The organism is Streptomyces sp. TBY4 (genome assembly GCF_024213195.1).
Taxonomy (GTDB): Bacteria; Actinomycetota; Actinomycetes; order Streptomycetales; family Streptomycetaceae; genus Streptomyces.
Genome location: NZ_JANAVF010000001.1, coordinates 442,086 through 466,800, shown reverse-complemented (window position 1 = coordinate 466,800; position 24,715 = coordinate 442,086). Strand labels below are relative to the sequence as shown.

Sequence of the window (24,715 nt, the reverse complement as noted above, 5' to 3'; positions counted from 1 at the left end):
CCGCGACCCTACGACGCCCGGGCGCGGCGGGGCCGTGCGGCGCGCCTGCGGATTCGTGAGCCGGGGCGGGTGCGGCCTTGAACAACCGGCCCCCGAGGCCGCACTGTTGGCCGAGATCCGTTCGTATTGTCAGGAGACAGGCTTGTCCACCGACCCCGCGCAGGCATCCGAGCCGACACCCCCGTCCACGCTCCCGTCCGCGGCAGTGCCCCCGCACGTCATCGACCCCGCGGGCGGCTGCCCGCACGCCCTCAACGCCCGGCTGCGTGCCCGGGGACCCGTGGCCGAGGTGGTGCTCCCCGGTGGTGTTCTTGGGGCGGTCGTCCTCGGCCACGAGGAGCTGAAGGAGTTCCTCGCCCACCCCGATGTGGCCAAGGACGCCCGGCACTTCCCCGGCCTGCACGACGGCACCATCGCCCCGGACTGGCCGCTGCGCGTCTTCGCCAACGCCCAGGGCATGCACACCGCCGACGACGCCGACCACCGCCGGCTGCGCTCCCTGGTGGGCAACGCCTTCACCGTCCGCCAGGTGGAGCGGCTGCGCCCCCGCATCGAGGAGCTGACGGCCGGGCTGCTGGGCGACCTGGAGCGGGCGGCGGAGCAATCCCCGGACGGGGTGGCGGACCTGCGCACGCACCTCGCGCTCCCGCTCCCGATGAGCGTGATCTGCGAGCTCCTCGGCGTGGACCCCGAACACCGGGGGCGGCTGCACGAGTTGTCGAACACCGTCATCATCGCCACCGACACCACCCCGGCCGAGGTCATGGCGGCCGCGCGCGAACTCGTCGAACTGATCGGCACCATCGCCGCCACCCGAAGGGCCGACCCCGGTGAGGACCTGACGAGTGCGCTGATCGCCGCCCGGGACGGCGACGGCGACCGGCTGAGCGAGGCCGAACTCACCGGCACCATGCGGCTGATGCTGGTCGCGGGCCACGAGACCACGCTCAACCTGATCAGCAACGCTGTACGCGCCCTGTGCACCCACCGCGACCAGCTCGCGCTGGTGCTGGACGGGAAAGCCACCTGGTCGGACGTGGTCGACGAGACCCTGCGCTTCGACGGCCCGGTCAGCTGGTTCCCCTTCCGCTACCCGACCCGCGATCTGGCGATCGGCGGGACCGTGATCCCGCAGGGCACCCCGGTCCTCGCGGGGTACACGGCGGCCGGCCGCGACGAGGCCTTCCACGGCCCTGACGCCGACCGCTTCGACCTGACCCGCCCCACCGCGGCCCGCAGCCTCTCCTTCGGACACGGAGCCCACTACTGCGTCGGGGCCCCGCTCGCCCGGCTGGAGGCCACCATCGCCCTGGAAGCCCTCTTCACCCGCTTCCCGGACCTGGACCTGGCCGTCCCCGAGGCCGAACTCCCGCACCAGCGCAGCTTCATAGGCAACAGCGTGGAGGCGCTGCCGGTCCGCCTACGGGGCTTCGGCCGGCGGTGAGATCTCCGTGCTCAGCCACCCCAGGGCGTCGGGGTACATCGCGATCCAGGTCTGGAAGTTGTGCCCGCCCTGAGGGCGCACCAGCGTCTTGACCCGGACCCCGGAGTTCTTGGCCGCCTCCGCGAACTCGGTCAGCTGCTGCGGCGGGCTGTCCTTGTCCTGCGCGGAGGTGGCCAGGAACAGCCCGATGTCGGTGTCCTTCGTGTGCGTGACCAGCCACATCGGGCTGTTGCGCTCGCGCAGCACCGGATCCGGGAGCACGTCCGGGTCTCCCGTCAGCGGATCGGGGTCCAGGGCCGCGCCCGCCCGGAACGCCTTCGGGTACTGGAGCGGCAGCTTCGCCGCGCAGAAGGCCCCGGTGGAGATGCCCATCAGCCCCCAGCCCTTGGGCTCGGGGAGGGTGCGGAAGTTCCTGGAGACCAGGTCGGGCACGTCCTCTGCGAGCCAGTCGGCCACCTTGCGCTGCGGGGTGTTGGTGCAGTCGGTGTCCACCCCTCCCGGGGCCACCTCGGGGATCACCAGGATGAAGGGGTGCGCCGCACCCAGCTGGACCAGCTGCTCCAGCGCGCCGGGCATGTCGCCGATGTCGATCCAGGAGCGGGGCGAGCCCGGATAGCCGTGCAGCAGCATCAGCACCGGGAACCGGGTCTTCTCCGCGCCCGGTGCGTCGTACTCCGGGGGAGTCCACACGATCACCTGGCCGGCCAGCTTCGAGTGGGAGCCGCGGAAGTACGTGCTGCGGGTGCCGTCGCCCCCCGGGGTGAACTTGGCCCGCCCCAGTGGCGGCCCGGTCATGGCGGAGTCGTTCTGCCCGGCATCGGTGCCCAGCAGGTCGTCCCAGGAGGAGTAGAGGCCGTAGCTCCCGTTGATCCAGGTGGCCACCACGCAGATGGCGGTGAGCTGGCACAGGCCGATCATCAGCAGCCGGGCCGGCCAGCGCACCCAGCCGGGGCCGGGGATCCGGTTCCACAGGAGCAGCGCGGCGAGCATCGCGAGTCCGGTGACGACGATCAGCGTGACGAGGAACGACGTACTGGTCAGCTCCACTGCGCCGGCTCCTGACGTACGACGGAATGATGGAGAATTCCGGACATTACGCCAAATCTACGATGCGCACCGCCCGGGGGAGGGGCGGCGCGCATGGTGTCTCGTGAACGTGCGGCGAAGCCCCCGAAGCGGGGGGCCGCGAGACCTTACAGGTCAGGACTTCGGTCCTGCGGTACATTCACCGCCTGTTCACCTGCGCGGTTCCGGGGCTTTCGGGCGGGCTGGTGCCGTATGAGGCATGATCGACGGGGATATGCGGAACACGCAGAAAACACAGAACGCGCAGAACCTGCAGAACGCGCAGAAGGCGCAGAACGCGCCGAAACCGGCCGGCCGGCGGATCCGCTCCGGGATGCGCACCCGGAGGTCGCCGGTGGCTCCGGCGCGCGCGGGCTACCAGGTCAAGCTGCTGGTCGATCCGGACCGGGTGCTCGACGCCGACGGCCTGCCCACGGCCGCGGCGGCCGCCGCGCTGTCGCTCGGCGCGCCCGGCCGCGTCGAGGTCGCCCAGTACATGGACGACGCCGGGTGCAGCCTGAACGGTCAGGGCTGGATCGTCCGCATCCGGCGCCACGACGACGAGAACCGGATCCGCCTCGCCTACAAGGCCCGCTTCGACATCGAGGGCGACGGTACGGACCCGGTCGAGGTGCGGCGCGTGATGGACCGGGCCTCCGGCCACAACTTCTGTGCGGGTGACGGCAATTACTCCGTCCAGGTCAACCTCAGCCACACCCGCGCCACCCTCGACTTCACCAACAAGAAGTGCCGCCCGGTCCCGGACCTGGCGCCCGGCGAACTGCCCGGCCTCGACGCCTCCCGCGCCCTCGTCCTGGACCGCCTCCCCGGAAAGCTCGCCAAGTGGGGTGCGAAACCTGCTGGTTGGGCGGAGTCGGTCGCAGCTTCATCCCGACTCCACGGTCCCGTAAGACAGGCCAACTACCCTGGCCGGATGCTCGATCACGCGATGGAGACGCAAGTCAGCCGGCTGCGGACCGCCTCCGGCGAGCTGGCCTGGTTCGCCGAGATCACGGCGAAGGGCCGCACCCTGCGGGACGCGGTCGAGCTGCGTTCCGACCTGATGGGCAAGCTCCGCGCCGAGGGCTGGCTGCTGGAGCGGGACGCCTTCAAGACCGACCTCATCCTCGGCCGGTGAACACCTCCCAGGCCGCGCCGATACGCGTGGCCCACCTGGCCGACCTGCACATGGGCTCCACCCTGCGCGGACTGGCGGACTACCCCGGGGCCCCCGCGATAGACCCGCGCGAAGCCCCGTACGAGGCCCTGCGCGCGGCCGTGGACCGGATCGTCGGGGGCGGCTACGACGCGGTGCTCATCGCCGGGGACGTCTTCGACCGCCGCCACTGCGACGCCCGGGCGCTGGCCGCCTGCCAGGACGCGCTCTCCGCCTTCCACGAGGCGGGCCTGCCCACCGTGGTGGTCTCGGGCAACCACGACGCCGAGACGCCCCTGCCGCACAAGGTGAACCTCCCGCCCTCGGCGCGCTGGCTCGGCGCCGACGCCCCCGAGTCGGTGATCTGGCCCGACCTGGGCATCACCGTCCACGGCCAGTCGGTGGGGGACCCGGACGAGCGGCGCGACCTCGCGGCCGGCTTCCCGCGCCCGATACCCGGGGCCGTCAACATAGGGCTGCTGCACACCAGCCTGCACGGTGCCTGGAGCCGCCGGATCTGCGCGCCGGCCGACCCGCGGACGCTGGCCCGCGCCGGATACGACCACTGGGCGCTGGGCCACGTCCACCACCGGCTGGACCCGGTCCCCGGCACCTCGGCCGCCTACCCGGGCAACACGCACGCCCGCGGCCCCGCAGAGGCTGGCGGCCGCGGTTTCACCGAGCTGCTGGTCGACGGGCCCGGAGCGGTCCGGATCCGCCCGGTGGACACCGCCCCGGTGCGCTACGAGCCGCTCCACCTCCCGGACCGGGAGACCGCCGAGGCCGACCTGAAGGCCCGGCTCGCGAGCGTCCCGGATCCGCCCGGGGGCGGCGCCGTCGTCTGGACCCTCAGCGCCGCCACCCCGCCGGGCCTCCTCCACGAGGCCCGCGCCCTGGCCGGCCCGGCCGCCATGGTGTGCCCGGCGGAGGGGCAGTCCGCCATCGCTTGCTGACGCCCGGACCCGGCGTCCGGACCCGGCCTAGCCCCGGACCCGGACCGTCACCCTGTGCCGGCCGGTGGCCCCGTCGGGGAGGGTTCCGGTGAGTTCCCCCGTCTGCACCGCGCCGGTGCGGTCCGTGGCGCGGACCTCCAGGGTGTGCCCGCCCGGAGCCGCCTCCCACAGCCACACCCACTGGCGCCAGGTGTCGTCCCCGTCGCAGGCGCCGAGCCGGGCCTCGTGCCACGGGCCCGCGTCCACCCGTACCTCCACCCGTGCGATGCCCCGGTGCTGCGCCCACGCCACCCCGGCGACGGCCACCCGGCCCGCCGCCGGCTCGGCGAAGGGCCGCGGGGTGTCGATCCGCGACTGGGTCTTGACCGGGGCCTGCTGCGCCCAGGAGCGGCGGACCCAGTACGCGTCGTACGCCGCGAAGGTCGTCAGCCGCAGTTCGCGCAGCCACTTGCAGGCGGAGACGTACCCGTACAGGCCCGGCACGATCATCCGGACGGGGAAGCCGTGCCGGAAGGGGAGCGGCTCGCCGTTCATCCCCACGGCGAGCAGCGCCTCCCGGCCGTCCATCACGGCCTCGACGGGGGTGCCGAGGGTCATCCCGTCCACCGAGCGCGCCACGAGCTGGTCGGCGGGGCCGCCCTGCGAGGGCGGGCGCACCCCCGCCTCACGGAGCAGGTCGGCGAGGCGTACGCCGAGCCAGCGGGCATTGCCCGCGTAGGGGCCGCCGACCTCGTTCGACACGCAGGTGAGGGTGGCGTCGTGCTCGACCAGGGGGCGGGCGAGCAGGTCGCGCAGGCCGAGGTCGAGGGGTCTGGAGACCCCGTCCCCGTGGATGAGCAGCCGCCAGCCGTCCGCGTCCACGCGCGGGACCACCAGCGCGGTGTCCACCCGGTAGAAGTCCCGGTTGGGGGTGATGAAGCGGGTGATCCCGGGGATCCGCAGCTCCGCCCCGGCCGGTACCGGCGGCGCCGGAACGGCGGGCGGCGGCAGGACGAGCCCGGCCCGCGAGGCCGTGGCGCCCGCGTCCCCGAAGGCGCCGAGCCGCCGCCCCGCGTACCCGGCCGCGGCCGAGAGGGCCAGGGCGGCGACGGCGAGCCGGCCGAAACCGCGCCGGTCCAGGGCCCCGGGCGGCGGGCCGGCTCCGGAGGGCCGCGGACGGGGCCGCGGGATGGCTCTGACCAGCAGGTACAGCACCCCGGCCGCCGTGCACCCGGCCAGCAGCGAGGGCAGCGCGTCCTGCCCGCCGGCTTCCGGCCGGCTGACCGCGGCCGCCGCGCCGAACACCCCGAAGGCGGCCGCGAGGGCCGTGCCCGCGGCCGGGCGGCGGACGGCGAGCAGCCCGACGCCGATCGCCACGACGGCCAGCACGACGCAGATGCCCAGGGTCAGGACCAGCTTGTCGTCCGTACCGAACCGGCGGATCGCCCACTCCTTGACGGCGGCCGGGGTGCGGTCGACCACGGCCCCGCCGACGGCGGTGAGCGGGGCCGCCTCGGGCCGGACGGCCGCCGCGGCCAGCTGGGCCAGGGCGAGCCCGGCGAAGGCGGCGAGCAGTCCGCCGACGGCGCCGAGCGCGGACCGGCCCGGCCCGCGCTTCGTGCGGTTCTCGCGGGTCATGTGGAGGATCACCGCCCGCCCCGCTCGATGGGATGGATCCCCCCAGGTACCAGGGTGCCTCCGCCCCGGGGGTCCGCGCCTCAGGCGAGCGGGTGCCCGGACCGATCCGGCTCCGCCGGGGCCGGCGGGCCCGCCGGCCGGTGGACGGAGATCTGGCGGCGCTTGCGCAGTTCCACGATCCCGTCGGTGAGCCGCGCCCGCAGATCGGAGCGGTACCGCAGCTGCTGCTCCCGGTCCGCCGGAGGCGGTAACCGGTCGCCCGGCGCGGCGGCCCCGCCGGTGAGGAGCGTCAGCAGCTCCAGGGTCGCCGAGGTGCGGTGCGGGTGGGTCTCGGACATGACGGGCGTCCTTCCGGCGATGGCGGCGTCGGAAAGGGCGGTCACCGGAGGATGGCTCCGGCGACCGCCCCTGATCCGTTTCCGGCAGTGTCCTTCAGTGAACCCGGTGCCGCGCTAGAGCGCCGGACGGTCGGCCCGGATGTCCCCCGGGCGGGTGGTGATCCTCCCCGCAGCGCCGGTCAGTTGGCCTGGGGAAGGGTGGCGGCGACGGCGGTCGCAAGGACATACGGGTCCCCGCTCGGCCGCACCGGGTGGCGGGTGGTGAGCCGGGCCCAGTCGTCCTCGAAGGCGTGCCAGTCGATGGCCCTCGGGGCGGCGCGCCGTACCAGCGCCTCCTCCAGCGAGGCGAAGTAGGAGGACCAGCGGCGGGCGTACAACTCGCTGATCAGGCCGCTCCATTCGCGGTTCGCGTAGTCGTGCAGGAAGCCGCCCTCGCTGGTGCTCTGCCGCCCCCACACGCTGAGGATGGAGCGGGCGTCGTACTCGTACCGGTCCTGCTCGGCCTCGTCCGCGCCGTGCGAGCGGGCCGCCGACAGCCACGAGCCGAGCAGGAAGTTCGGATCGGAGCCGACGAGTGCGTCCAACTGCCGTTCCCGTTCCGCCCAGTCGGCGGTCAGCTCGCGGAACAGGGCCAGGTCCTGGGCCTCGTAGGCCGCCTTGATCCGGGGCAGCAGGACCCGCGAGTGGTTGGCGAGGGCCTGCCGGGCGGTGTCCACCAGGTCGAAGCGGTAGGCGCTGGAGCCGCGGAGCCGGGGGTCCACCTTGAGCAGGTGGTCCAGGGCCCGGCGCACCGAACCCGCCTGGTAGCGCATCGCCTTGGGGCTCCAGTAGGCCGACCCCACCGCCGTCAGGCTCGGCCGGGCGGTGAACAGGCTGTCCTGGGACTCCGACCACAGCCCCGAGGAGGTGCTGTACGGGCCCGTGCGCAGCTCCTCCCAGGCCGCGGCGGCCCCGGCGTCCGGTGCACCGTACCGGCGGGCCGCGAAGTCGGCGAACCACTTCCGCTGGTCGACCGGGCCGGGCTCCCACGCCAGGTCGGTGAAGAGGTCGAAGGCCGCCGGGTTGGTCCCGGTGGCCTCGGGCAGGTAGGCGATGCCGGACAGCGCGCTGTCGGGCTTGGCGCGCCAGGCCTGGAACCGGTCGATCCACACCGAGGTGTTGGCGCCGATCGTGGTGTGCCCGCCGAAGTTGTAGATCGAGCCGATGGCATACGAGGTCCCGCCCCAGCGGGTCTCGCGGTCCAGCCGGTTGTACCGGTCGGAGAGCCCGTCCAGGATCAGCAGCTTCGAGGCGTCCACCCCGGCCAGCAGCTCCTTGGTCGGATCGTCCTGCCAGCCCAGCACCGCCCACAGCGCACCCGGATGCGCCGCCCACAGGGCCTTCTGCACGGCCCCGGCGGCCGCCTTCACGTCCACCGAACCGGTCTGGCCGCCCTCGTGCAGCGGGCTCATCCGGTACATCGTGCTGTCCCCGAACACCGCCCGCTGCTCGGCGTAGTACGCCGCGGCCAGTTCGGCGAAGGGCGGCGAGACCGGGTCCAGCCAGTCGGGCCGGTCGAAGCCCGCCCAGTCGCCCTGCGGGACCGTGATCGCGCCGGGGTTGCGCCCGGCGAAGGCCGGCGGCACCGTCCCGAAGTAGCCCGGCAGGACCGGGGTCATGCCGAGGCCGCGCAGCTGTTCGGCGATCTTTCCGCCCAACTCGGCCCGCCCGCGCATCAGTTCTTCGGACACCGGACCGCCGAAGCCGCTCAGGTTCTGCAGCAGCCACCAGCTCTGGTGGCCGGGACCGGGGATCCACTCCCGCAGCTCCTCGGCGGTGTAGCCGAACCGCTGGAGCGCCCGGTAGTACGGGTACTCGGCGCCGACCTGGACGAACACCTCGTTGATGCCGTGCAGCGCGAGCAGGTCGATCTGCCGCTGGTGCTCCTCGAAGGTGCGGTACGGGCCGGAGTACCCGTCGTCGGTGTCGTTCAGCGCGTACCGGTGCGCCACGTGCGCGCTGCGGGTGACCGGGGAGGGCACCGCGGGCAGCTGTGCGGGCAGCAGGCCGATGCTGTCTCCGGGCCATCCGATGTCGGCGCCGGCGATGTGCTGGAGGTACCAGCCGACCCCGGTGAGCAGGGTGGCGCCCGTGGAACCCCGGACGGTGATCGCGCCGGCCGTGCCGGACACGGTGAAGGTGTCGGGCCCGGTCCCGGCGTCGGGCACCAGCGTGAACTGCCCCGCGTGGCGCGGCAGCAGCCGCCGCAGGGAGGCCCGCGCGGGGGCGGGGTCGAAGACCCGCGGCCGGGGCGCCGACGGAGTCGCGGCGGATCCCGCCCCGGCCCGCGCGGGGGCCGGGGCGGGGGACACGGCGGCGGGTGCCGTCGCCCCGGGAGCGGGCGCCGCCGCGCCGGGGGCCGCCCCGGCGGCGGTCAGGGTGAGCAGGGCCGCGGGCAGCGCGGCCAGGGCGACCCAGCGGCGCGCCCGCCGGGCGGCCCGGCCGCGGGGTGGGAGGGGGACCGGCATGCGCGTCGTCCTCGTTTTCGTCGGCTCGGATGGCCCCGGCGCTGCGGCCGGCCCGCTCGGCTCGGTGGGTGGTTGCTTCCTCGTCTGATGCCTCGTCTGCTTCCCCATGGGGCGGGCCGTCAGACCGGCAGGGCCCACGCCTGGTCGACCTGGTGGTCGCCGCAGGGCGTCAGCCGCAGCCGCTCGGCGGGGGTGCCCGGTTCCACGGGGGCCGCCGCGGGGGCGGGCGCCGTCAGGCACAGTCCGCTCGCGTCCTCGACCAGGGACCCGTCGCGGCGCGGCGTCCAGTTCTGGCCCGCCTCGTGGCGCCGCCGGCCGTCCGAGCAGTCGGCCAGCTCCACGAGGCCCTCCTCGCCCGCCGACAGGCAGGCGCCGGCCTGGCGCAGGCTTCCGTCCCGGCCCACGGTCCAGCGCTGGTCGGGTGCGCCGGTACAGGCGGCCATCACGACGGCGCCGACACCGGTGGTGTTCGCCCCGTCGGCGCAGGCGGCGCTCGTGCCGGAGCCCCGGCCGGCGATCTGCCCGACGGGCACGGCCTCGGCGCAGCCGGTGTGCGGGGTGAGCCGCCAGACGCCCGTGTCGTGCGCGGCGAGCGTTCCGGTCAACGCGTCGGACAGCTCCCGGGTTTCACCGCTCCACAGGTCCTTCGCCTCGACGGTGCAGGAGTCCAGCCCGAGCTCGTCGAGCGGTACGCGGATGTCGCGGGCGGCGCCGGAGCGGTTGAGCACCGCGACCGCGCGGTCCCCGTTGGCCAGCGGCCGCACCAGGATGTCGAAGGTGGCGTTCGAGGAGACCACCGCGCCCTGGCGGCCCATCGGGTCCTGGTCGAGCGCGATCAGGTCGGCGTTGCCCAGGGCGGCGAGCCCCTCCGGGGTGAGCTCGGAGACCTGGGAGGACAGGATGAACGGCGCGGCCATCATGGCCCACAGGCCGACCTGGCTGCGGCTCTCCGCCGCGGTGAGCCCGGGGGCGCCCGCGATCAGGAAGTCGGGGTCGTTCCAGTTGCCGGGACCGGCGTACCGGTGCAGCCAGCGGTTGTAGCCGTAGTTGCCCATGACCGAGCTCCAGCGGGAGGTGGCCGGGGAGGCGGGGTTGTAGACCTTGATGTCCTTGCCCTCGCGCCACAGCTGGCCGGTCTCGCCGACCCAGTCGATCACCTTGTGCCAGTCGGATCCGCCCCACTCGCCCTGCTGGAAGTAGGCGGGCGCCGAGGCGGAGAGCACCATGTCACGGCCACTGTCGCGCAGCGCCTTCGCGACGGCGTTGTAGGCGTCGCGGTAGGCCTGTTCCTTGGTCTTTCCCTCGGGCACCCAGAGGTTGCAGCCGTCCATCTTGACGTAGTCCACCTTCCAGGAGGCGAACTGCCGGGCGTCGCGGGCGTAGTGGTCGGGGCCGCCGCCGACGGGGGAGCCGCTGCCGGGGTAGCGCTCGCAGGTCAGGGAACCGGCGTCCTGGTAGATGCCGAACTTCAGCTTCCTGGTGTGCAGGTACTCGCCGAGCCAGGCCATGCCGTGCGGGAACTTCTCGGTGTCGACGACCAGGTTCCCGTCCGCGTCGCGGCTCTTGGTCATCCAGCAGTCGTCGATGGTGACGGTGTCGTAGCCCTTGGCGGCCAGCCCGGTGGCCACGAGCGCGTCCGCGTTCGCCACGACCTTGGCCTCGTCGATGTCGCACATGTAGTGCGCCCAGTTGTTCCAGCCCATGGGCGGGGTGAGCGCGAGCGGGGTGTCCGAGGTCGCGGTGGGCTCGGCCGCCGCCGGGGCGGGACAGAGCGCGAGGGTGAGCAGGGCGGCCGCTGTCAGACAGGGGAGCGACGCACGCAGGCGAGGCGGCACGGAGTCTCCTTGACGTGGGGGCTGTCGAGGGCTCAGTGCAGCGGTGTGACTACCCGCTGTCAACATAAGTCGCGGGTTATGGAGCAATGACCAGCAATATGGGTGTAGTCGAGCACGCACGAAAGGGTTGATACGCCGTACGGTACGGAGTTCCTTACACTGGCTGTTACAGCGGCTGATACGCTGTATCCCATGCCGAGAAGATCAGCCGCCCTCGACCGCGCCACGCCCGCGACGATCGCCGCCGCCGCCCTGCGGCTCCTCGACGAGGAGGGCCCCGCCGCGCTCAGCTTCCGCGCCCTCGCCGAGCGGCTCGACGTCTCGCACGCCACCGTCCAGCGCCGGTGCACCGACCTCGCCGGACTGCTCGACCTCTGCACCGAGCACCTCGCCGCCCAGCTGCCCGAGATCCCGGCCGCGGTGGGCTGGGCCGAAGCCGCCGAGCAGCGGTTCACCGCCCTCTACCGGCTCCTCGCGGCCCACCCCGGGCTGATGATCCTGCGCGGCGGCCGCCCCTGGCTCGGCCGGCAGCTGCTCGCCCGGCTCGTGGAACCGGCGCTCGCCGACAGCGTGGCCGCCGGGATGACCCCCGCCGGGGCGATGACCGCGTACCGGCGGATGTACCTGCTGACCCTGGGTAGCGCGGCCTTCGTCGACCACCGGGACCCGGCCGCCGCCACCGCCGCCTCGCGCGGGGCGCTGGCCGCGCTCGACCCCGCCGAGTTCCCGGTGCTCTCGGCCGGGCTGGCCGACGTACTGCCCGCGCTGACCGACCACGAGGTGTACTACGGCGCCCTGCGCCAGCTGATCGAGGCGAACCGGCCCGCCGGAGCCTGACGAGACGTCCGAACGACAGGAGTACGGGTCCATGGAACAGCAGCTCGACGCAGTGCAGTTCGACGCGGTGCAGCTCGACGCGGTGCCCCTCGACTACGGCGCCGTGCGCGCCGCCGCCGGCCGGATCGCCGGGGCCGTGCGGCCCGTCACGGTGATACCGGCCGGCGCGGGGATCTCGTACGCCCTGGAGTACCTCCAGCACACCGGGTCCTTCAAGGCGCGCGGCGCCCGCAACTTCCTCGCCGCCCACCGGGCCGCCGGCACCCTCCCCGACGCCGGGGTCACCATCGCCTCCGGCGGCAACGCCGGGCTCGCCTGCGCCTGGGCGGCCCGCGCCGAGGGGGTGCCCGCCACCGTGTTCCTGCCGGCCACGGCCCCGCGCGTGAAGGTGGAACGGCTGCGCGGGTACGGGGCCGACGTACGGCTCGTCGGCGACCGGTACGCACAAGCGCTCGCCGCCTGCCGGGAGTTCGCGGCCGGCAGCGGGGCGCTGAGCAGCCACGCGTACGACCACCCGCTCATCGCCGCGGGCGCCGGAACCCTCCTCGACGAGATCCGCGCCGCCCTGCCGGGCCTGGACACGGTGGTCGTCGCGGTCGGCGGGGGCGGGCTGTTCGCGGGCATCGCGACCGCCGCGCGGGAACACGGCGTACGGGTCGTCGCGGCCGAGCCGGAGAACTGCCGGGCCCTGAACGCGGCCCTCCAAGCCGGCCGGCCGGTGGACGTCCCGGTGGACTCGGTGGCCTCCGACTCCCTCGGAGCCACCCGGGTCTCCGCCGACGCGCTGGCCGCCGTACGGGCACCCAACGCCGTGTCCGTCCTGGTCCCGGACGCGGCGATCACCGCCGCCCGGCGCGCGCTCTGGGACGAGCACCGCATCGTGGTCGAAGCCGGCGCGGCCACCGCCCTGGCGGCCGTACGCACCGCGCCGGGGCCGCTCGGGGAACGGGTCGCCGTGGTGCTGTGCGGGGCCAACACCGACCCGTCGGACCTGGCCGCCGGGCCGTCCTGAGGGGCCGCTCAGGCGGAGGCGTTCTCGCGCACCACGACGACCGAGCTGGCGGCGTACTGCACCACCTGCTGGCTCACCGAGCCCAGCAGCGCGCCCTTGACGCCCCCGTAGCCGCGGGTGCCGACGACCGTCAGCTCCGCCTCCTTCGAAGCCTCCACCAGCACCTGCGCGGGCGAGCCCTGCTCCACCCGGCGGAAGACCGGGACGCCCGGCGAGGTGCCGACCGCCTCCGCCACGGTGTCGGCGAGCTTCTGCCGGGCCGCGTCCTCGGCGTGGACCAGCTCGGACTGCTCGGCCGCGCTGACGGCGAAGGGGTTCGTGTTCCACTCCCAGCTCATCACGGCGTGCACGCGCCCGCCGATGGCCTTCGCCTGGGCCACGGCCCACCGCAGGGCCTGCTTCGAGTGGTTCGAACCGTCCACGCCGACGACGATCAGGGGCTCGGTGTTCTGGCTCACGGTGGTTCCTCACGTTTAGTCCGAATGATCGTTCTCATCCCTGTATACACGCCGCACCCGGTCCGACCTCGAACGACGATCGTTGCGCGGACCCGCGACTTTGGAGAACAGCACCAGCCGTCCCCGCTTGCGAGAGTCGGGAGGACGGACGGGAGCCGTCCGGCGGACGACAGAGGAACGAGGAGTGCGACGTGGCGCGACGCAATGGATGTCTGATCGGCTGTGCGGTGGCCGGGGTGCTGGGGATCGGACTGCTCGTGGCGCTGCTGTTCGGCGTGGGCAAGGTCATGGACGTGGCCGACAAGACCCTCGTCGACCACAAGGTCTACGAGGCCGTCAGCGTCGGGGACTCCGAGGCCGACGTGCGCGCCAAACTCCCGTCCGGCGAAAGCTTCGTCACCTCGGCCCTCAAGGACGGCGGCCCCGCGGTACCGGACGGCAGCCAGTGCTCCTGGTACCTGTCCGACTCCGGGAACGGCGACACCGTGCTGCGTTTCTGCTACAAGGACGGCAAGCTCGCCGAGAAGGCCGACTACCGCATGAAGTAGGGCCTTCGGTCCCTGCCCGCAGGGACCTGCCCCGCCGGAAGGTGGAGGCATGCAGACCAACTCGTCCCCCACCCCCGCCAGCGCCGCCCCCACCGGCCCGGTCCTCGCCGCGGTGGACGGCTCGGAACACAGCCTGAGGACCCTGGACTGGGCCCTCGGCGCCGCCCGCGCACGCGGAGCGGCGCTCTACGTGGCCCACGTACGGCCGGAGGCCTCGCGGGTCCACGCCCTGGGGGAGGCGCTCGTACCGCCCCCCGGCGGGGACACCGATCCGGTCCTGGACCTCGTACGGGAGCGGCTCGCCGGGCGGGAGGACCTGCCGCCCGTCACCTACGTCTCCCGCGACGGAACCCCCTCCGCGACCCTGGTCGAACTCGCGGCGGGAGCACAGCTCCTGGTCATGGGCTCGCGCGGACTCGGCGGCTTCGCCAGCCTGCTCCTCGGCTCCAACAGCCGGGTGTGCGCGGCCCAGTCGCCCTGCCCGGTCGTGGTCGTCCCGCACAGCGCGCGGCTCGTCACGGAGGGGACCGGCGCCGGGGCCCCGGACGGCGAACGCAGGATCGTGCTCGGCCTGGCCCCCGACGAGACCTCCGAGGACGTCGTCGACTTCGCCTTCGCGGAGGCCCGCCGCCGGAGCGCGGTGCTCCAGGTCGTCTCCACGCACCTGGTGCCGCTGACCTCGCTCACCCTGGTCGGCGCCCTCGTCGCCGAACGCGGCGGCGGCTACCCGCCGGGCACCGTCGGCGGCGAGGCCACCGAAGCGGCCCGGGAACTCGCCGAGAACCAGCGCACCCGCCTCCAGCCGTACCTGACCCGGCACTACCCCGACGTCACCGTCGAAGCGGTCGTCGCCCCGGGCGACCCGGCGGGCCGCCTGGTCACCGCCTCCCAGCGGGCCGACCTCATCGTGGTCGGCCGCCACCGCCGCCGCCTGCGGGCCGACTCCCTGCTGATGGGCTCGGTCTCCAACGCGGTACTGCTGCACGGCCTGTGCCCGGTGGCGGTGGTTCCCGTACGCGCGTAGGGCGCGGGTGGGAAACCCGTAGGCGCGGGGAAGGCCCCGGACCGGTGATCATCCGGTCCGGGGCCTTCCGGTGCCGTGCGCGGGGCGCCGGCTCAGTCGGGGAGGCGTTCGCCCGTGGCCGCGTGGAAGAGGTGGATGTCCTCCTGGCGCGGGATGACGCGGACCGTCTTGCCGCGCAGGCCCTCCTCGCGGCCGTACGTCCGTACGGTCAGGGGCTGGGTGTCACCGCCGCCCAGGTCGAGGTTGCCGTACGCGAAGCCGTCCGCGCCGAGCTCCTCCACCGAGTAGAAGGTGACGGGCAGGCCCTTGTCGCTGTGGGCGGCATGGAAGTCCAGGTGCTCCGGACGGATGCCCAGGGTGACGGCGTTGCCGCCGGCCGCCTCGCGGGCCGCGCGGCTGATCCGGAGCGTGGAGCCGCCGAAGCGGATGCCGTCCTCGTGCAGGGGCAGGCTCAGCAGGTTCATGGCGGGGGAGCCGATGAAGCCGGCCACGAACTTGTTCGCCGGCCGGTCGTACATGGTGCGCGGGGAGTCGCACTGCTGGAGGATGCCGTCCGCGAGGACCGCGACGCGGTCGCCCATCGTCATGGCCTCGACCTGGTCGTGGGTGACGTAGACGGTGGTGGTGCCCAGGCGGCGCTGGAGGTTCGCGATCTCCGCGCGGGTCTGGACGCGGAGCTTGGCGTCCAGGTTGGACAGCGGCTCGTCCATCAGGAAGGCCTGCGGTTCGCGGACGATCGCCCGGCCCATGGCCACGCGCTGGCGCTGGCCTCCGGAGAGGGCCTTCGGCTTGCGGTCGAGGTACGCGGTGAGGTCGAGGATCTTCGCCGCCTCCTCGACCTTCTTGCGGATGGTCTCCTTCTCCACCTTGGCGATCTTCAGGGCGAAGCCCATGTTCTGGGCGACCGTCATGTGGGGGTAGAGCGCGTAGTTCTGGAACACCATCGAGATGTCCCGGTCCTTGGGCGGCAGGTGCGTGACGTCGCGGCCGCCGATGGAGATCGAGCCGGACGTGACCTCCTCGAGGCCGGCCAGCATCCGCAGGGTGGTGGACTTGCCGCAGCCCGAGGGGCCGACGAGGACGAGGAACTCGCCGTCGGCGATGTCGAGGTCCAGCGATTCGACCGTGGGGCGGTCGGCGCCGGGGTAGGTGAGGCTCGTCTGGTGGAACGTGATCTCAGCCATGGCTGTCAATCCCTCTTTCACCGGCGGTACGTGCCGGGCGATCCGTGTGGGCGGGGTCGGCAGGAGTGGCGGAGCTGTGCGGTATGCGGCGTATCAGTGGGAAGTGCGTTGATAAACCGCATTAGTGGAATTTTTCATTCATGCGCTGCGGGAAGTCAACTTTCTCCGGTCGAGGTGGAGTGGAATTCCCTCCGCCTCCCACTTCCCCGCCGCAATTCGGGACGTACGGCGCCCGTCGCCCGGGACTTTGGTCACCCTGCATTCCGTGGCGTAGGTTTCGCTTTCCCGCCCCGGTCGGCGGGACTTCGCAGGCCGACGCGCAATCGCGTATTCCTGGGGGTTCCCTCGTCATGTCCGCTGGTACGGCAAAACTGCCTCCGCTCGGGATGCCCCCGGCACGCTCGTCGCTCCGCTCGCCGAAGGGGCTGGGCACCGCGCTGACCGTGCTGCTCGGCTTGTGCGCCGTGACCCGACTGCTCGCCGCTGCCGCCGGGGTCAACCGGTACGCGTGGCTGGACGTGTACACGGAGCCGGTGGGGCCGGGCCACTCGGGGACGCTGCTCTCCATGGCGGTGAGCCTGGACCTGCTGGTCATGATCCCCACGGCGGTGGTGTTCATCGTCTGGTTCCACCGGGTCCGGGTGAACGCCGCGGTGTACGCGCCGGGGGCGTTCCGGAGCGGGGCCGGCTGGGCGATCGGGGTCTGGTTCATCCCGGTCGTGGGCTGGACCGTCCTGCCCGGCCTGATCGCCGCGAAGGTGTGGGCGGCCAGCGCGTCGCGACTGCCGGGCCGAGCCGCGACGGCCTCGCCCGCCCCCGTGTTCGCCTGGATCGGGGCGTTCGGTGCGGCGATGCTGGCTTCCGGTGGCGCGGGCTGGTTCGCCCGCAGGGCCACCAGCGACGAGGAGGTGGGCAACGCCGTCCTGCTCGGCGCGGCTTCGGACCTGCTCTACGCCGGGGCGGCGGTGCTGGCCGTCCTCTTCGTGCGCCGCCTGTCGGCCCTGCAGTCGGCCGCCTGAGGGTCCATTCCGTGGCGCGGCGGGGCGCGGCGCTTGAGGGCTCAGGCCTTGAAGGCGCCCAGGGTGCTGCCCCGCAGCCATTCGTCCCAGCTCAGGTTCCAGTCGCCGTAGCCGTTGCCGAAGCGGTCCATGGGCTTGCCGGTCGTGCCCGTCACCTCGATGACGTCGCCGACGCTGGACCGTTCGTACAGCCACTTCGCGTCGGCCGCCGACATGCCGATGCAGCCGTGGCTGACGTTGGCCCTGCCGAAGGACTCCGCGTTGTCGGGGGCCGCGTGGACGTACTCGCCGCTGACCGTCTCGCGCATGCTCCACTCGTACCGGCCGTAGAACCCGTCCGGGCTGGTGCGCGGAATGCCGATGGTCAGGGAGTCCATCAGCACCGTGCCGTCCTTGCTGAGGATCGTCTTGATCCCCTCGCGGGTCTTGAACCGCTCCTCGCCGCCGCTGACCGGGATGGTCCGCAGGGGCGTGCCGTCCTGGAGCAGGGTGAGGGTGTGCGCGGCGAGGTCCACCTTGCTGACCATCGCGGGGCCCACCTTGAAGGTCAGCTTCCGGTCCCCGGTGGCGGCGGTGCGGGCGTCCAGCTTCACTCCCGCGAGCTTGGCGTCCAGGGTCACCTCGGTACCCGCCGGCCAGTACTCCCGGGGCCGGAAGTGGAGGTACGTGTCCCCCTTGGCCTCCGCCCAGTGCCAGGCGCCGACGACCCCGGTGGAGGTCTTCAGCGCCACCCGGCCCTCGATGCCGGCCCGGAGCGCCGGGTCCACCTTCTGGCCCTTGAAGACCAGCGAGACGGGCTGGCCGATGCCGACCGTCGCGCCGTGGGCGGGAGCGATCGCCGGGCGCACCTGGCGGGCCGGGTTCCGCAGGAGCTGGGCCTCGGGCGCGGGGGAGCGGGTGGGGTCGGTCGCGGCCGCGACCGTGGAGGTGGGTGCGGGCGCGGCCTTCGGCGCGGAGCCGGCCGTGTCCGCGGCGTCCACGGCGTCGACGGGGTCCGCGGCTCCCTGCGCGGCCTTGCGGCCGATGCGGTCGGTGTCGGACTCGGTGACGCCGCAGCCGGCGAGCAGCACCGTCGTCGCGGCTGCGGCCAGGGCGGCCCGGAGGGCGGTGGTGGGGAATGCGGGCATCCCCCCATCGTTGGCGACGGCCCGGGCCGTGAACTGCGCCACAGGTCCCGGCCGGGAGGGCCCTTGGTCCCGGGAATCCCCGGATCTCCGGGCCGCGGGGTTCCGCACTCGGTTGTGCACCTAGTTGCATAATAAGCGCCCGCTCAGCTAGAACAGGTTCATCACCCCCGCGCGAGGAGGCGCCCCCATGAGCCAGAGCCGGTACCCGCACCTGCTGAGCCCCCTGGACCTCGGCTTCACCACCCTGCCGAACCGCGTGATCATGGGGTCCATGCACACCGGCCTCGAAGAGCACGAGCGGGGCTTCGAGCGCCTCGCCGCCTTCTACGCCGAGCGCGCCCGCGGCGGCGCCGGCCTGATCGTCACCGGCGGCATAGCCCCGAACGACGCCGGCCGGCCCATGGAGGGCGGCGCCCGCCTCACCACCGAGGAGGAGGCCGCCGAGCACCGGGTGATCACCGACGCGGTGCACGCCGAGGGCGGGAAGATCGCGATGCAGATCCTCCACTTCGGCCGCTACGCCTACCACAAGGACCTGGTCGCCCCCAGCGCCCTCCAGGCCCCGATCAGCCCCTTCGTGCCGAACGCCCTCACGGACGCCGAAGTCGAGCGCACCATCGAGGACTTCGTCCGCGCCGCCCGCCTCGCCAAGCTGGCCGGCTACGACGGCGTCGAGATCATGGGCTCCGAGGGCTACCTGGTCAACGAGTTCATCGCCGCCGCCACCAACAAGCGCACCGACCGCTGGGGCGGGGCCTACGAGAACCGCGTGCGCTTCCCGCTGGAGATCGTCCGGCGCACCCGCGCGGCCGTCGGCGAGGAGTTCATCCTCGTCTACCGCCTCTCGATGCTCGACCTGATCCCCGGCGGCTCCACCCTCGACGAGGTCGTCCACCTCGCCAAGGAGGTGGAGGCGGCCGGAGCCACCATCATCAACACCGGCATCGGCTGGCACGAGGCCCGCATCCCCACCATCGCCACCTCCGTCCCGCGCGGCGCCTACACCTGGGTCACCAAGCGGCTGATGGGCGCCGTCTCCGTCCCCCTCGTCACCAGCAACCGCATCAACACCCCGGAAATCGCCGAGGAGTTGCTCGCGGACGGCCGCGCCGACCTGGTCTCCCTGGCCCGCCCCTTCCTCGCCGACGCCGATTTCGTCGCCAAGGCCGCCGCCGGCCGCTCCGAGACCATCAACACCTGCATCGGCTGCAACCAGGCCTGCCTGGACCACACCTTCAGCGGCAGGCTCACCACCTGCCTGGTCAACCCGCGCGCCTGCAACGAGACGGAACTCGTCCTGTCTCCGACGCAGTTGAAGAAGCGCGTCGCCGTCGTCGGGGCCGGCCCGGCCGGCCTGGCCTGCGCCGTCTCCGCGGCCGGACGCGGCCACGCCGTCACGCTCTACGAGGCCTCCGGCCACATCGGCGGCCAGCTCGACATCGCCCGCCGCATCCCCGGCAAGGAGGAGTTCGAGGAGACCATCCGCTACTACGGCACCCAGCTCGCCGAGCACGCGGTCGAGGTCAGGCTGAACACCCGCGCCGACGTCGAGACCCTGCGCGGCTACGACGAGGTCGTCGTCGCCACCGGAGTCACCCCCCGCACCCCCGACATCGAGGGCGTCGACGGCCCCAACGTCGTCAGCTACCTCGACGTCCTGCGCGACGGCGCCCCCGTCGGGCAGCGCGTCGCCGTCCTCGGCGCCGGCGGTATCGGCTTCGACGTCGCCGAGTTCCTCACCGACAGCGGCGAAGGCGCCTCCCAGGACCCCGAGGTCTACTTCCGGCACTGGGGCGTGGACACCTCGTACACCGGACCCGGCGGCCTCACCGCCCCCGAGCGGCCCGCCCCGCCGCGCCAGGTGCACCTGCTCCAGCGCAAGGCCACCAAGGTCGGCGCCGGGCTCGGCACCACCACCGGGTGGATCCACCGGGCGGAGCTCAAGCACCGCGGTGTCGTCTCCGTCGCGGGGGCCGCGTACGACCGCATCGACTCCGAGGGCCTGCACATCACGGTGGAGGGCGAGCAGCGCCTCGTACCCGCCGACACGGTGGTCCTGTGCACCGGCCAGGAACCGCGGCGCGACCTGTACGAGGCCCTGCGCGCGGCCGGCATCGAGGCGCACCTGATCGGCGGCGCCGACGTGGCCGCCGAGCTGGACGCCAAGCGGGCCATCCGCCAGGGCACGGAGCTGGCCGCCACCCTCTGAACCCCACCACTCGCGCGTGGCGGGGGTGTTGTGGCGGCCCGGCCCGGGCCGCCACAATCACCTGGTGACGACGCTGACACCGGCAGACGCGGACAAGATCCTCCACGACAACTTCGCCCCCTGGGTGCTCGCCCTCGGACTCACCGTCCAGGAGACGGGCGAACGGCACGCCGTCCTGCGGCTGCCCTGGTCCGACACCCTCGCCCGCGACGGCGGGGGCCTCAGCGGGCAGGCCCTGATGGCCGCCGCGGACACCGCCACCGTCATCGCGATCTCCGCCGCGCGCGGGGCCTACGGCCCGATGACCACCGTCCAGCAGTCCACCAGCTTCCAGCGGCCGGTGGTCGGCGCCGATGTGCTGATCGACGTACGGATCACCAAACTCGGCAAGCGGATGGCCTTCGCCGACATCACGATGACCCCTGAGGGCGCCGGCGAACCGGCCGCGAAGGCCTCGACGGTCTACGCCCTCCTGGGCTGACCGTCAGCGTGCCGCGGTGACGGCCGAGGCCCGGCCGACGCCGGTGAGTTCCTCCGCCCGCGCCCAGAGGCGGGCGTTGGCCGCGGGGTCCAGGGCCCGGCGGGTGATGCGGACCTGCTTGCCCGGGCCGACCAGGCCGAACCTGCCCCCGGGACCGTAGTAGCCGCCGGCCGTCGCGTCCGGGCTGGTGGCGGCCTGGAGGAGGGGTTCCGTACCGGGCCCGACCTCCTGCTTCGGGAGGAAGTCCACCGCGTACATCATCCGGTTCCCGAGCGAGGGCCGGCCGGTGCCGAGGCTCGCTCCGGCGGTCTGCAGATTGGTTTTCGTGTAGCCGGGGTGCGCGGCGGTGCTGCGCAGCGGCCAGTCGTTCTCGGCGGCGAGGACCGCCAGGTGCCGGGCCAGCATCAGGTCGGCCAGCTTCGACTGCGCGTAGGAGAGCATCGGGTTGTAGCGCCGCCGCTCCCACTGCAGGTCGGTGAAGTCGATCCGGCCGAAGTTGGCGGTGCCGCTGCTCATCGTGGCCACGCGCGGGGCGCGGGCCGCCAGCAGCGCGGGCAGCAGCCGGACGGTCAGGGCCAGCGGGCCGAGGAAGTTGCTGCCGAACTGGAGCTCGAAGCCGTCTGCCGTGGTCATCCGGGTCGGCGGGGCCATCACCCCGGCGTTGTTGACGAGCAGGTCGAGCGGGGTTCCGTCGGCGAGCACCTCCCCGGCGAAGGCCTCGACCGAGGCGAGGTCGGCCAGGTCGATCCGGCGCACCTCCACCCGTGCCCCGGGGTGCCGGGCCAGGATCTCGGCGCGGGCCAGCTCCCCCTTGGCGGGGGTGCGGACGGCCAGCACCACGCGGGCTCCGGCCTCGGCGAGGCGGCGGGCCGCCTCCTTGCCCGTACCGCTGTTGGAGCCGGTAACGACGGCGAACGTTCCGGACTGGTCGGGGACGGTGTACATGGCGTGCTCCTCGGGGCGGCGGGAGGAAGAGAGAAGGGGGGGTGGGAATATAAGAGACCGGCGGTCTGACCGCCTCCTCCGAAGCTAGCAGACTGCCGGTCTCTTAACAACAGACCGCTGGTCTCTAAATCTCCTCCGGTCTGTAAGCTGTCACCGTGTCCACGTCTACGAACTTCCAGCGCGCCCGCAGCGAGGAGCAGCGCGCCGCCCGCCGCCGCGCGATCCTCGACGCGACCGCCGAGATGCTCACGGAAATGCCGGTCGCCCAGGTCACCCTGAACGAGCTCAGCCGGCGGTCGGGGCTGGCCAAGTCGAACGTGCTGCGCTACTTCGAGTCCCGCGAGGACGTCCTGCTGGAACTGCTCGCCGACGCCTTCCGCGAGTTCACCGCCGAGCTCGACGGCGTGCTCGCCGAAGCCGCCGACGGCGCCCCGCCCGCCGAACGGGCCGACCGGATCGCGGCATCCCTCGCGCGGGCCCTCGTCGAGCGCCCCGTCCTGTGCGACCTCATCAGCGCCCAGGCCGCGGTCCTGGAACGCAACGTCTCCCCGCAGGTCGCCGCCCGGTACAAGCGGGCCGCCGTCGCGGCCGCCACCGCCGTGGCCGGGCGGATCGCCGCGCACCTGCCGGAGCTGGGCGAGGCGGACGCCTTCCGCTTCGTCGCCGCCGCGATCATGGTCACCGGGGCCGTGTGGACGCACGCCCACCCGTCGGCCGCGATGCTCGCCGCCTACGAGGCGGACCCCTCGCTCGCGGTCCTCCGCCTGGACTTCGACGACACCCTGCGCGACACGCTGGCGGTCCTGCTGTCCGGGCTGCTGGCGCGCGGGGCCCGGGCGGCCCGGTAGGTCAGCCCGTCCGGACCGTGACCGTCCGGCCCGGGTCCACGGTCGGGGTCGCGTAGGTGTACGTCACTCCGTCCACCACCTTGGTGCGTCCCGGCTGGGGCACTCCGTCGACCGTGAGGGTGGCGTGGGTGCCGGGGAAGCGGGCCTCCCAGGTGTAGGGGGCGCTGCCCGAGGTGTGCGTGAGGGTGGACTTCGACGCCCCGTCGTGGCGCAGGGCGAAGGCCGAGTCGCCGATCCGGAGGTCGTCGATCCGCAGCCAGTCCATGCCCGAGGGCAGCCGGGACCCGGTGCTCAGGGTGCGTGCGGGGGCGTCGGGGGTGACGCCCAGCAGGCCTTCGACGGTCTGGCCGAGCAGGGTGAAGGAGACCTCGGGGTAGTCCCCGTTGGTGCCCTGCTTGGTGTTCACGTGCTGGACGTCCTTGTGGTCGTAGACGTCCTTCATCCACTTCCAGCCGGTGTCGTTGCGGTTGTTCCGGAAGAAGGTGTCCGGCAGGTAGGTGAGGGCCTCGATGTTGGTGGGCCGGCCCGGGCCCGAGGCCTGCTGGTCGACGTAGTCGAGGTAGGCCTCCCGGCGGGGGCCGGGTTCGATGATCTGCTTCATCGGCATGAACCAGCTGTTCTCCTTGCCCCAGCCGGTGAGGGCGCGTCCGTCCGTGGTGTAGCCGCGCACCATGTCCGCGCCCGAACCGGTGCCGCTCCAGGTGGAGTTGAAGTACTCCTTCAGCTCCCGCGCCTTGGCCCCGTACCGGTCGGCGAGGGCTGCCTCCCCCTTGGCGCGGGCGAGCGAGGCCACCGCCAGGTAGGCCCGGTACTGGGACCCGATCGCGTCGCCGGCCTCGGCGAGGGGCTCGCCGCTCTGCTCGTTGTAGCTGGCGGTGCCCTGGAAGATGCCCTGGCCCGTGCCCTCGGCCACCTCGACGGCGCCGTTGTCCTTGAGTGCGTCGTGCAGGGTGACGAACTCGTCCGTGGCGCGGCTGTAGAAGTCCCACAGGGTCGGATCGTCGAGGTAGGCGCGGTCCCCGCTCCAGCGGTACGCCTCCTCGGACTTCTCCACCAGCTCGAAGGTGGCGGGCACCTCGCGGACGAAGTTCGTGGGGCCCTTGTAGTCGATCGAGAGGTAGGTGGAGGTGTCGAAGTTGAAGGCCCACGCCGGGTAGTACTTGTGCCTGCTGGTGGCGGACGCGGCGAAGGAGCGGAGCATCGACCGGTTCTCGGCGTGCAGGGCGAGGACCCCCGCGCCGGCCAGCTGGTGGGCCATGTCGCGCGAGTAGTAGCCGCTGCGGTTGGCGTAGCCGGCCCAGTAGGAGGCGGCGTACGTGCCTTTGCCGCTGCCGCCGGTGCGGTTCTCGTCCACGTTGAGCGGGCCCTTCGTGCCCGGCAGGTGGACCCAGCTGTTGGCCTTGCGCTTGGACCAGTCGAACATCTCGACGATCTTCGGGTCGGAGGAGCTGACCCGGGGGTCCGCGGGGGAGGCGGGGGAGAGCATCACGTCGTCGGCGTTGACCCAGGCGTCCCCGGATTCGAAGGCGATCTCGAGGGTGTCGCCGGGGGCGAGGGCGATCCGGCTGAGGGTGTACCGCCGGTAGTTCGAGGCGCTCGGCAGGGTGAGCGCGGCGGCGACCGCGCCGTTCACGCGGGCGGTCCAGCGGCCGTTCGGACCGCCCGTCGCGATCCAGGCGGAGATGTCGTACGTCCCCCGGCCCGTGGCCCGCACGGTCTGGGAGACCTTCTTGCCCGCCCCGCCGTCGAGGTACGCGAGCCGGGCCGCGCCGTGCGGGTAGTTCGCGGCGACCCCGGTGCCGGAGGTGAACTGCCAGCCGGTGCGCCCCTGTTCGAAGCCGGGGTTGGTGACGGTCAGTGGCGCCGGTGCGGTCGGCATGACCGCCGGGGCCTGAGTGCCCGCCGGGTCCTGCGCGACTGCCGAGGCCTGGCCGCCGAGGGCGAGCGGGGTCAGCGGGAGGAGCAGGGCGAGGGCGGACAGGAGTGACACGCGGGAACGCGTCATGGGGTTCTCCCTGATTGGAATGGGGTGGCCGCGTGGTGGGCGGCGGTCTGCGCGGAGCGGGGCGGGCGGCACGCTAGCAATCCCGTTGGAAGTTCTGCAATGA

Annotated in this window: 21 protein-coding genes; 11 read left to right on the top strand and 10 right to left on the bottom strand. The window is 73.3% G+C overall.

Annotated elements, in window-relative coordinates; translation table 11 throughout:
* The first annotated feature begins 142 nt into the window (after nucleotides 1–142).
* Complete coding sequence (locus NLX94_RS02205) at nucleotides 143–1,444, top strand: cytochrome P450 (RefSeq protein ID WP_254380816.1); 1,302 nt, start codon at nucleotides 143–145, stop codon at nucleotides 1,442–1,444.
* Here NLX94_RS02205 and NLX94_RS02200 read toward each other — a convergent pair.
* The gene (locus NLX94_RS02200) at nucleotides 1,421–2,491 is read right to left on the bottom strand and encodes an alpha/beta hydrolase-fold protein (protein WP_254380815.1); all 1,071 of its coding nucleotides are present in this window, start codon (nucleotides 2,489–2,491) and stop codon (nucleotides 1,421–1,423) included. The genes NLX94_RS02205 and NLX94_RS02200 overlap by 24 nt on opposite strands.
* A gap of 253 nt (nucleotides 2,492–2,744) precedes the next feature.
* Here NLX94_RS02200 and NLX94_RS02195 point away from each other — a divergent pair, with 253 nt between their 5' ends.
* Together NLX94_RS02195 and NLX94_RS02190 are read left to right on the top strand one after the other, a co-directional pair.
* Nucleotides 2,745–3,647, top strand: coding sequence for a hypothetical protein (locus NLX94_RS02195; protein WP_254380814.1), 903 nt, complete (start codon nucleotides 2,745–2,747; stop codon nucleotides 3,645–3,647).
* Nucleotides 3,644–4,618 carry a DNA repair exonuclease gene (locus tag NLX94_RS02190; RefSeq protein WP_254380813.1) on the top strand — a complete coding sequence of 325 codons (975 nt, stop codon included), beginning with the start codon at nucleotides 3,644–3,646 and terminating at the stop codon, nucleotides 4,616–4,618. Before NLX94_RS02195 ends, NLX94_RS02190 begins: the two co-directional genes overlap by 4 nt.
* A gap of 27 nt (nucleotides 4,619–4,645) precedes the next feature.
* On the opposite strand, the gene NLX94_RS02185 is transcribed toward NLX94_RS02190, so the two are convergent.
* The 4 genes from NLX94_RS02185 to NLX94_RS02170 all read right to left on the bottom strand — a co-directional run bounded on the left by NLX94_RS02185 (nucleotide 4,646) and on the right by NLX94_RS02170 (nucleotide 10,915).
* Nucleotides 4,646–6,235, bottom strand: coding sequence for a molybdopterin-dependent oxidoreductase (locus NLX94_RS02185; protein WP_254380812.1), 1,590 nt, complete (start codon nucleotides 6,233–6,235; stop codon nucleotides 4,646–4,648).
* Nucleotides 6,236–6,315: 80 nt separating this feature from the next.
* Nucleotides 6,316–6,573 carry a hypothetical protein gene (locus tag NLX94_RS02180; protein WP_254380811.1) on the bottom strand — a complete coding sequence of 86 codons (258 nt, stop codon included), beginning with the start codon at nucleotides 6,571–6,573 and terminating at the stop codon, nucleotides 6,316–6,318.
* A 179-nt stretch (nucleotides 6,574–6,752) separates the two neighbouring features.
* Complete coding sequence (locus tag NLX94_RS02175) at nucleotides 6,753–9,080, bottom strand: alpha-N-acetylglucosaminidase (RefSeq protein ID WP_254380810.1); 2,328 nt, start codon at nucleotides 9,078–9,080, stop codon at nucleotides 6,753–6,755.
* A gap of 119 nt (nucleotides 9,081–9,199) precedes the next feature.
* Nucleotides 9,200–10,915: an alpha-galactosidase gene (locus NLX94_RS02170; RefSeq protein ID WP_254380809.1), complete on the bottom strand. Its 1,716-nt coding sequence runs from the start codon at nucleotides 10,913–10,915 to the stop codon at nucleotides 9,200–9,202.
* Nucleotides 10,916–11,107: 192 nt separating this feature from the next.
* Between NLX94_RS02170 and NLX94_RS02165 the strand changes: the two genes are divergently transcribed.
* Both NLX94_RS02165 and NLX94_RS02160 read left to right on the top strand, forming a co-directional pair.
* Complete coding sequence (locus tag NLX94_RS02165; RefSeq protein WP_254380808.1) at nucleotides 11,108–11,752, top strand: TetR family transcriptional regulator; 645 nt, start codon at nucleotides 11,108–11,110, stop codon at nucleotides 11,750–11,752.
* A 31-nt stretch (nucleotides 11,753–11,783) separates the two neighbouring features.
* Nucleotides 11,784–12,764, top strand: a complete 981-nt coding sequence (locus tag NLX94_RS02160) for a serine/threonine dehydratase (protein ID WP_254380807.1) — start codon at nucleotides 11,784–11,786, stop codon at nucleotides 12,762–12,764.
* Nucleotides 12,765–12,772: 8 nt separating this feature from the next.
* On the opposite strand, the gene NLX94_RS02155 is transcribed toward NLX94_RS02160, so the two are convergent.
* A complete protein-coding gene (locus NLX94_RS02155) occupies nucleotides 12,773–13,222 on the bottom strand; it encodes a universal stress protein (RefSeq protein ID WP_254380806.1) in 450 nt (149 codons plus the stop codon).
* A gap of 191 nt (nucleotides 13,223–13,413) precedes the next feature.
* On the opposite strand from NLX94_RS02155, the gene NLX94_RS02150 reads away from it, so the two are divergent.
* Together NLX94_RS02150 and NLX94_RS02145 are read left to right on the top strand one after the other, a co-directional pair.
* Nucleotides 13,414–13,770: a hypothetical protein gene (locus NLX94_RS02150; RefSeq protein WP_254380805.1), complete on the top strand. Its 357-nt coding sequence runs from the start codon at nucleotides 13,414–13,416 to the stop codon at nucleotides 13,768–13,770.
* Between the two features lie 49 nt (nucleotides 13,771–13,819).
* Nucleotides 13,820–14,794, top strand: a complete 975-nt coding sequence (locus NLX94_RS02145) for a universal stress protein (RefSeq protein WP_254380804.1) — start codon at nucleotides 13,820–13,822, stop codon at nucleotides 14,792–14,794.
* A 92-nt stretch (nucleotides 14,795–14,886) separates the two neighbouring features.
* Here NLX94_RS02145 and NLX94_RS02140 read toward each other — a convergent pair whose 3' ends face one another.
* The gene (locus tag NLX94_RS02140) at nucleotides 14,887–15,978 is read right to left on the bottom strand and encodes an ABC transporter ATP-binding protein (protein ID WP_254380803.1); all 1,092 of its coding nucleotides are present in this window, start codon (nucleotides 15,976–15,978) and stop codon (nucleotides 14,887–14,889) included.
* 350 nt (nucleotides 15,979–16,328) lie between these two features.
* On the opposite strand from NLX94_RS02140, the gene NLX94_RS02135 reads away from it, so the two are divergent.
* On the top strand, nucleotides 16,329–16,997 hold the full coding sequence (locus tag NLX94_RS02135) for a DUF4328 domain-containing protein (RefSeq protein WP_254380802.1): 669 nt from the start codon (nucleotides 16,329–16,331) through the stop codon (nucleotides 16,995–16,997).
* 41 nt (nucleotides 16,998–17,038) lie between these two features.
* Here NLX94_RS02135 and NLX94_RS02130 read toward each other — a convergent pair whose 3' ends face one another.
* A complete protein-coding gene (locus NLX94_RS02130) occupies nucleotides 17,039–18,124 on the bottom strand; it encodes an Ig-like domain-containing protein (RefSeq protein WP_302168632.1) in 1,086 nt (361 codons plus the stop codon).
* 187 nt (nucleotides 18,125–18,311) lie between these two features.
* Here NLX94_RS02130 and NLX94_RS38775 point away from each other — a divergent pair, with 187 nt between their 5' ends.
* Nucleotides 18,312–20,333 carry an NADPH-dependent 2,4-dienoyl-CoA reductase gene (locus tag NLX94_RS38775; protein ID WP_302168631.1) on the top strand — a complete coding sequence of 674 codons (2,022 nt, stop codon included), beginning with the start codon at nucleotides 18,312–18,314 and terminating at the stop codon, nucleotides 20,331–20,333.
* A 64-nt stretch (nucleotides 20,334–20,397) separates the two neighbouring features.
* Nucleotides 20,398–20,814, top strand: coding sequence for a PaaI family thioesterase (locus tag NLX94_RS02115; RefSeq protein ID WP_243340155.1), 417 nt, complete (start codon nucleotides 20,398–20,400; stop codon nucleotides 20,812–20,814).
* Nucleotides 20,815–20,817: 3 nt separating this feature from the next.
* On the opposite strand, the gene NLX94_RS02110 is transcribed toward NLX94_RS02115, so the two are convergent.
* A complete protein-coding gene (locus NLX94_RS02110) occupies nucleotides 20,818–21,759 on the bottom strand; it encodes an SDR family oxidoreductase (protein WP_254380800.1) in 942 nt (313 codons plus the stop codon).
* Nucleotides 21,760–21,914: 155 nt separating this feature from the next.
* Between NLX94_RS02110 and NLX94_RS02105 the strand changes: the two genes are divergently transcribed.
* On the top strand, nucleotides 21,915–22,607 hold the full coding sequence (locus tag NLX94_RS02105) for a TetR/AcrR family transcriptional regulator (RefSeq protein WP_254380799.1): 693 nt from the start codon (nucleotides 21,915–21,917) through the stop codon (nucleotides 22,605–22,607).
* Nucleotide 22,608: 1 nt separating this feature from the next.
* Here the strand turns inward: NLX94_RS02105 and NLX94_RS02100 are convergent, their stop codons facing one another.
* The gene (locus NLX94_RS02100) at nucleotides 22,609–24,612 is read right to left on the bottom strand and encodes a hypothetical protein (RefSeq protein WP_254380798.1); all 2,004 of its coding nucleotides are present in this window, start codon (nucleotides 24,610–24,612) and stop codon (nucleotides 22,609–22,611) included.
* Nucleotides 24,613–24,715 lie beyond the last annotated feature (103 nt).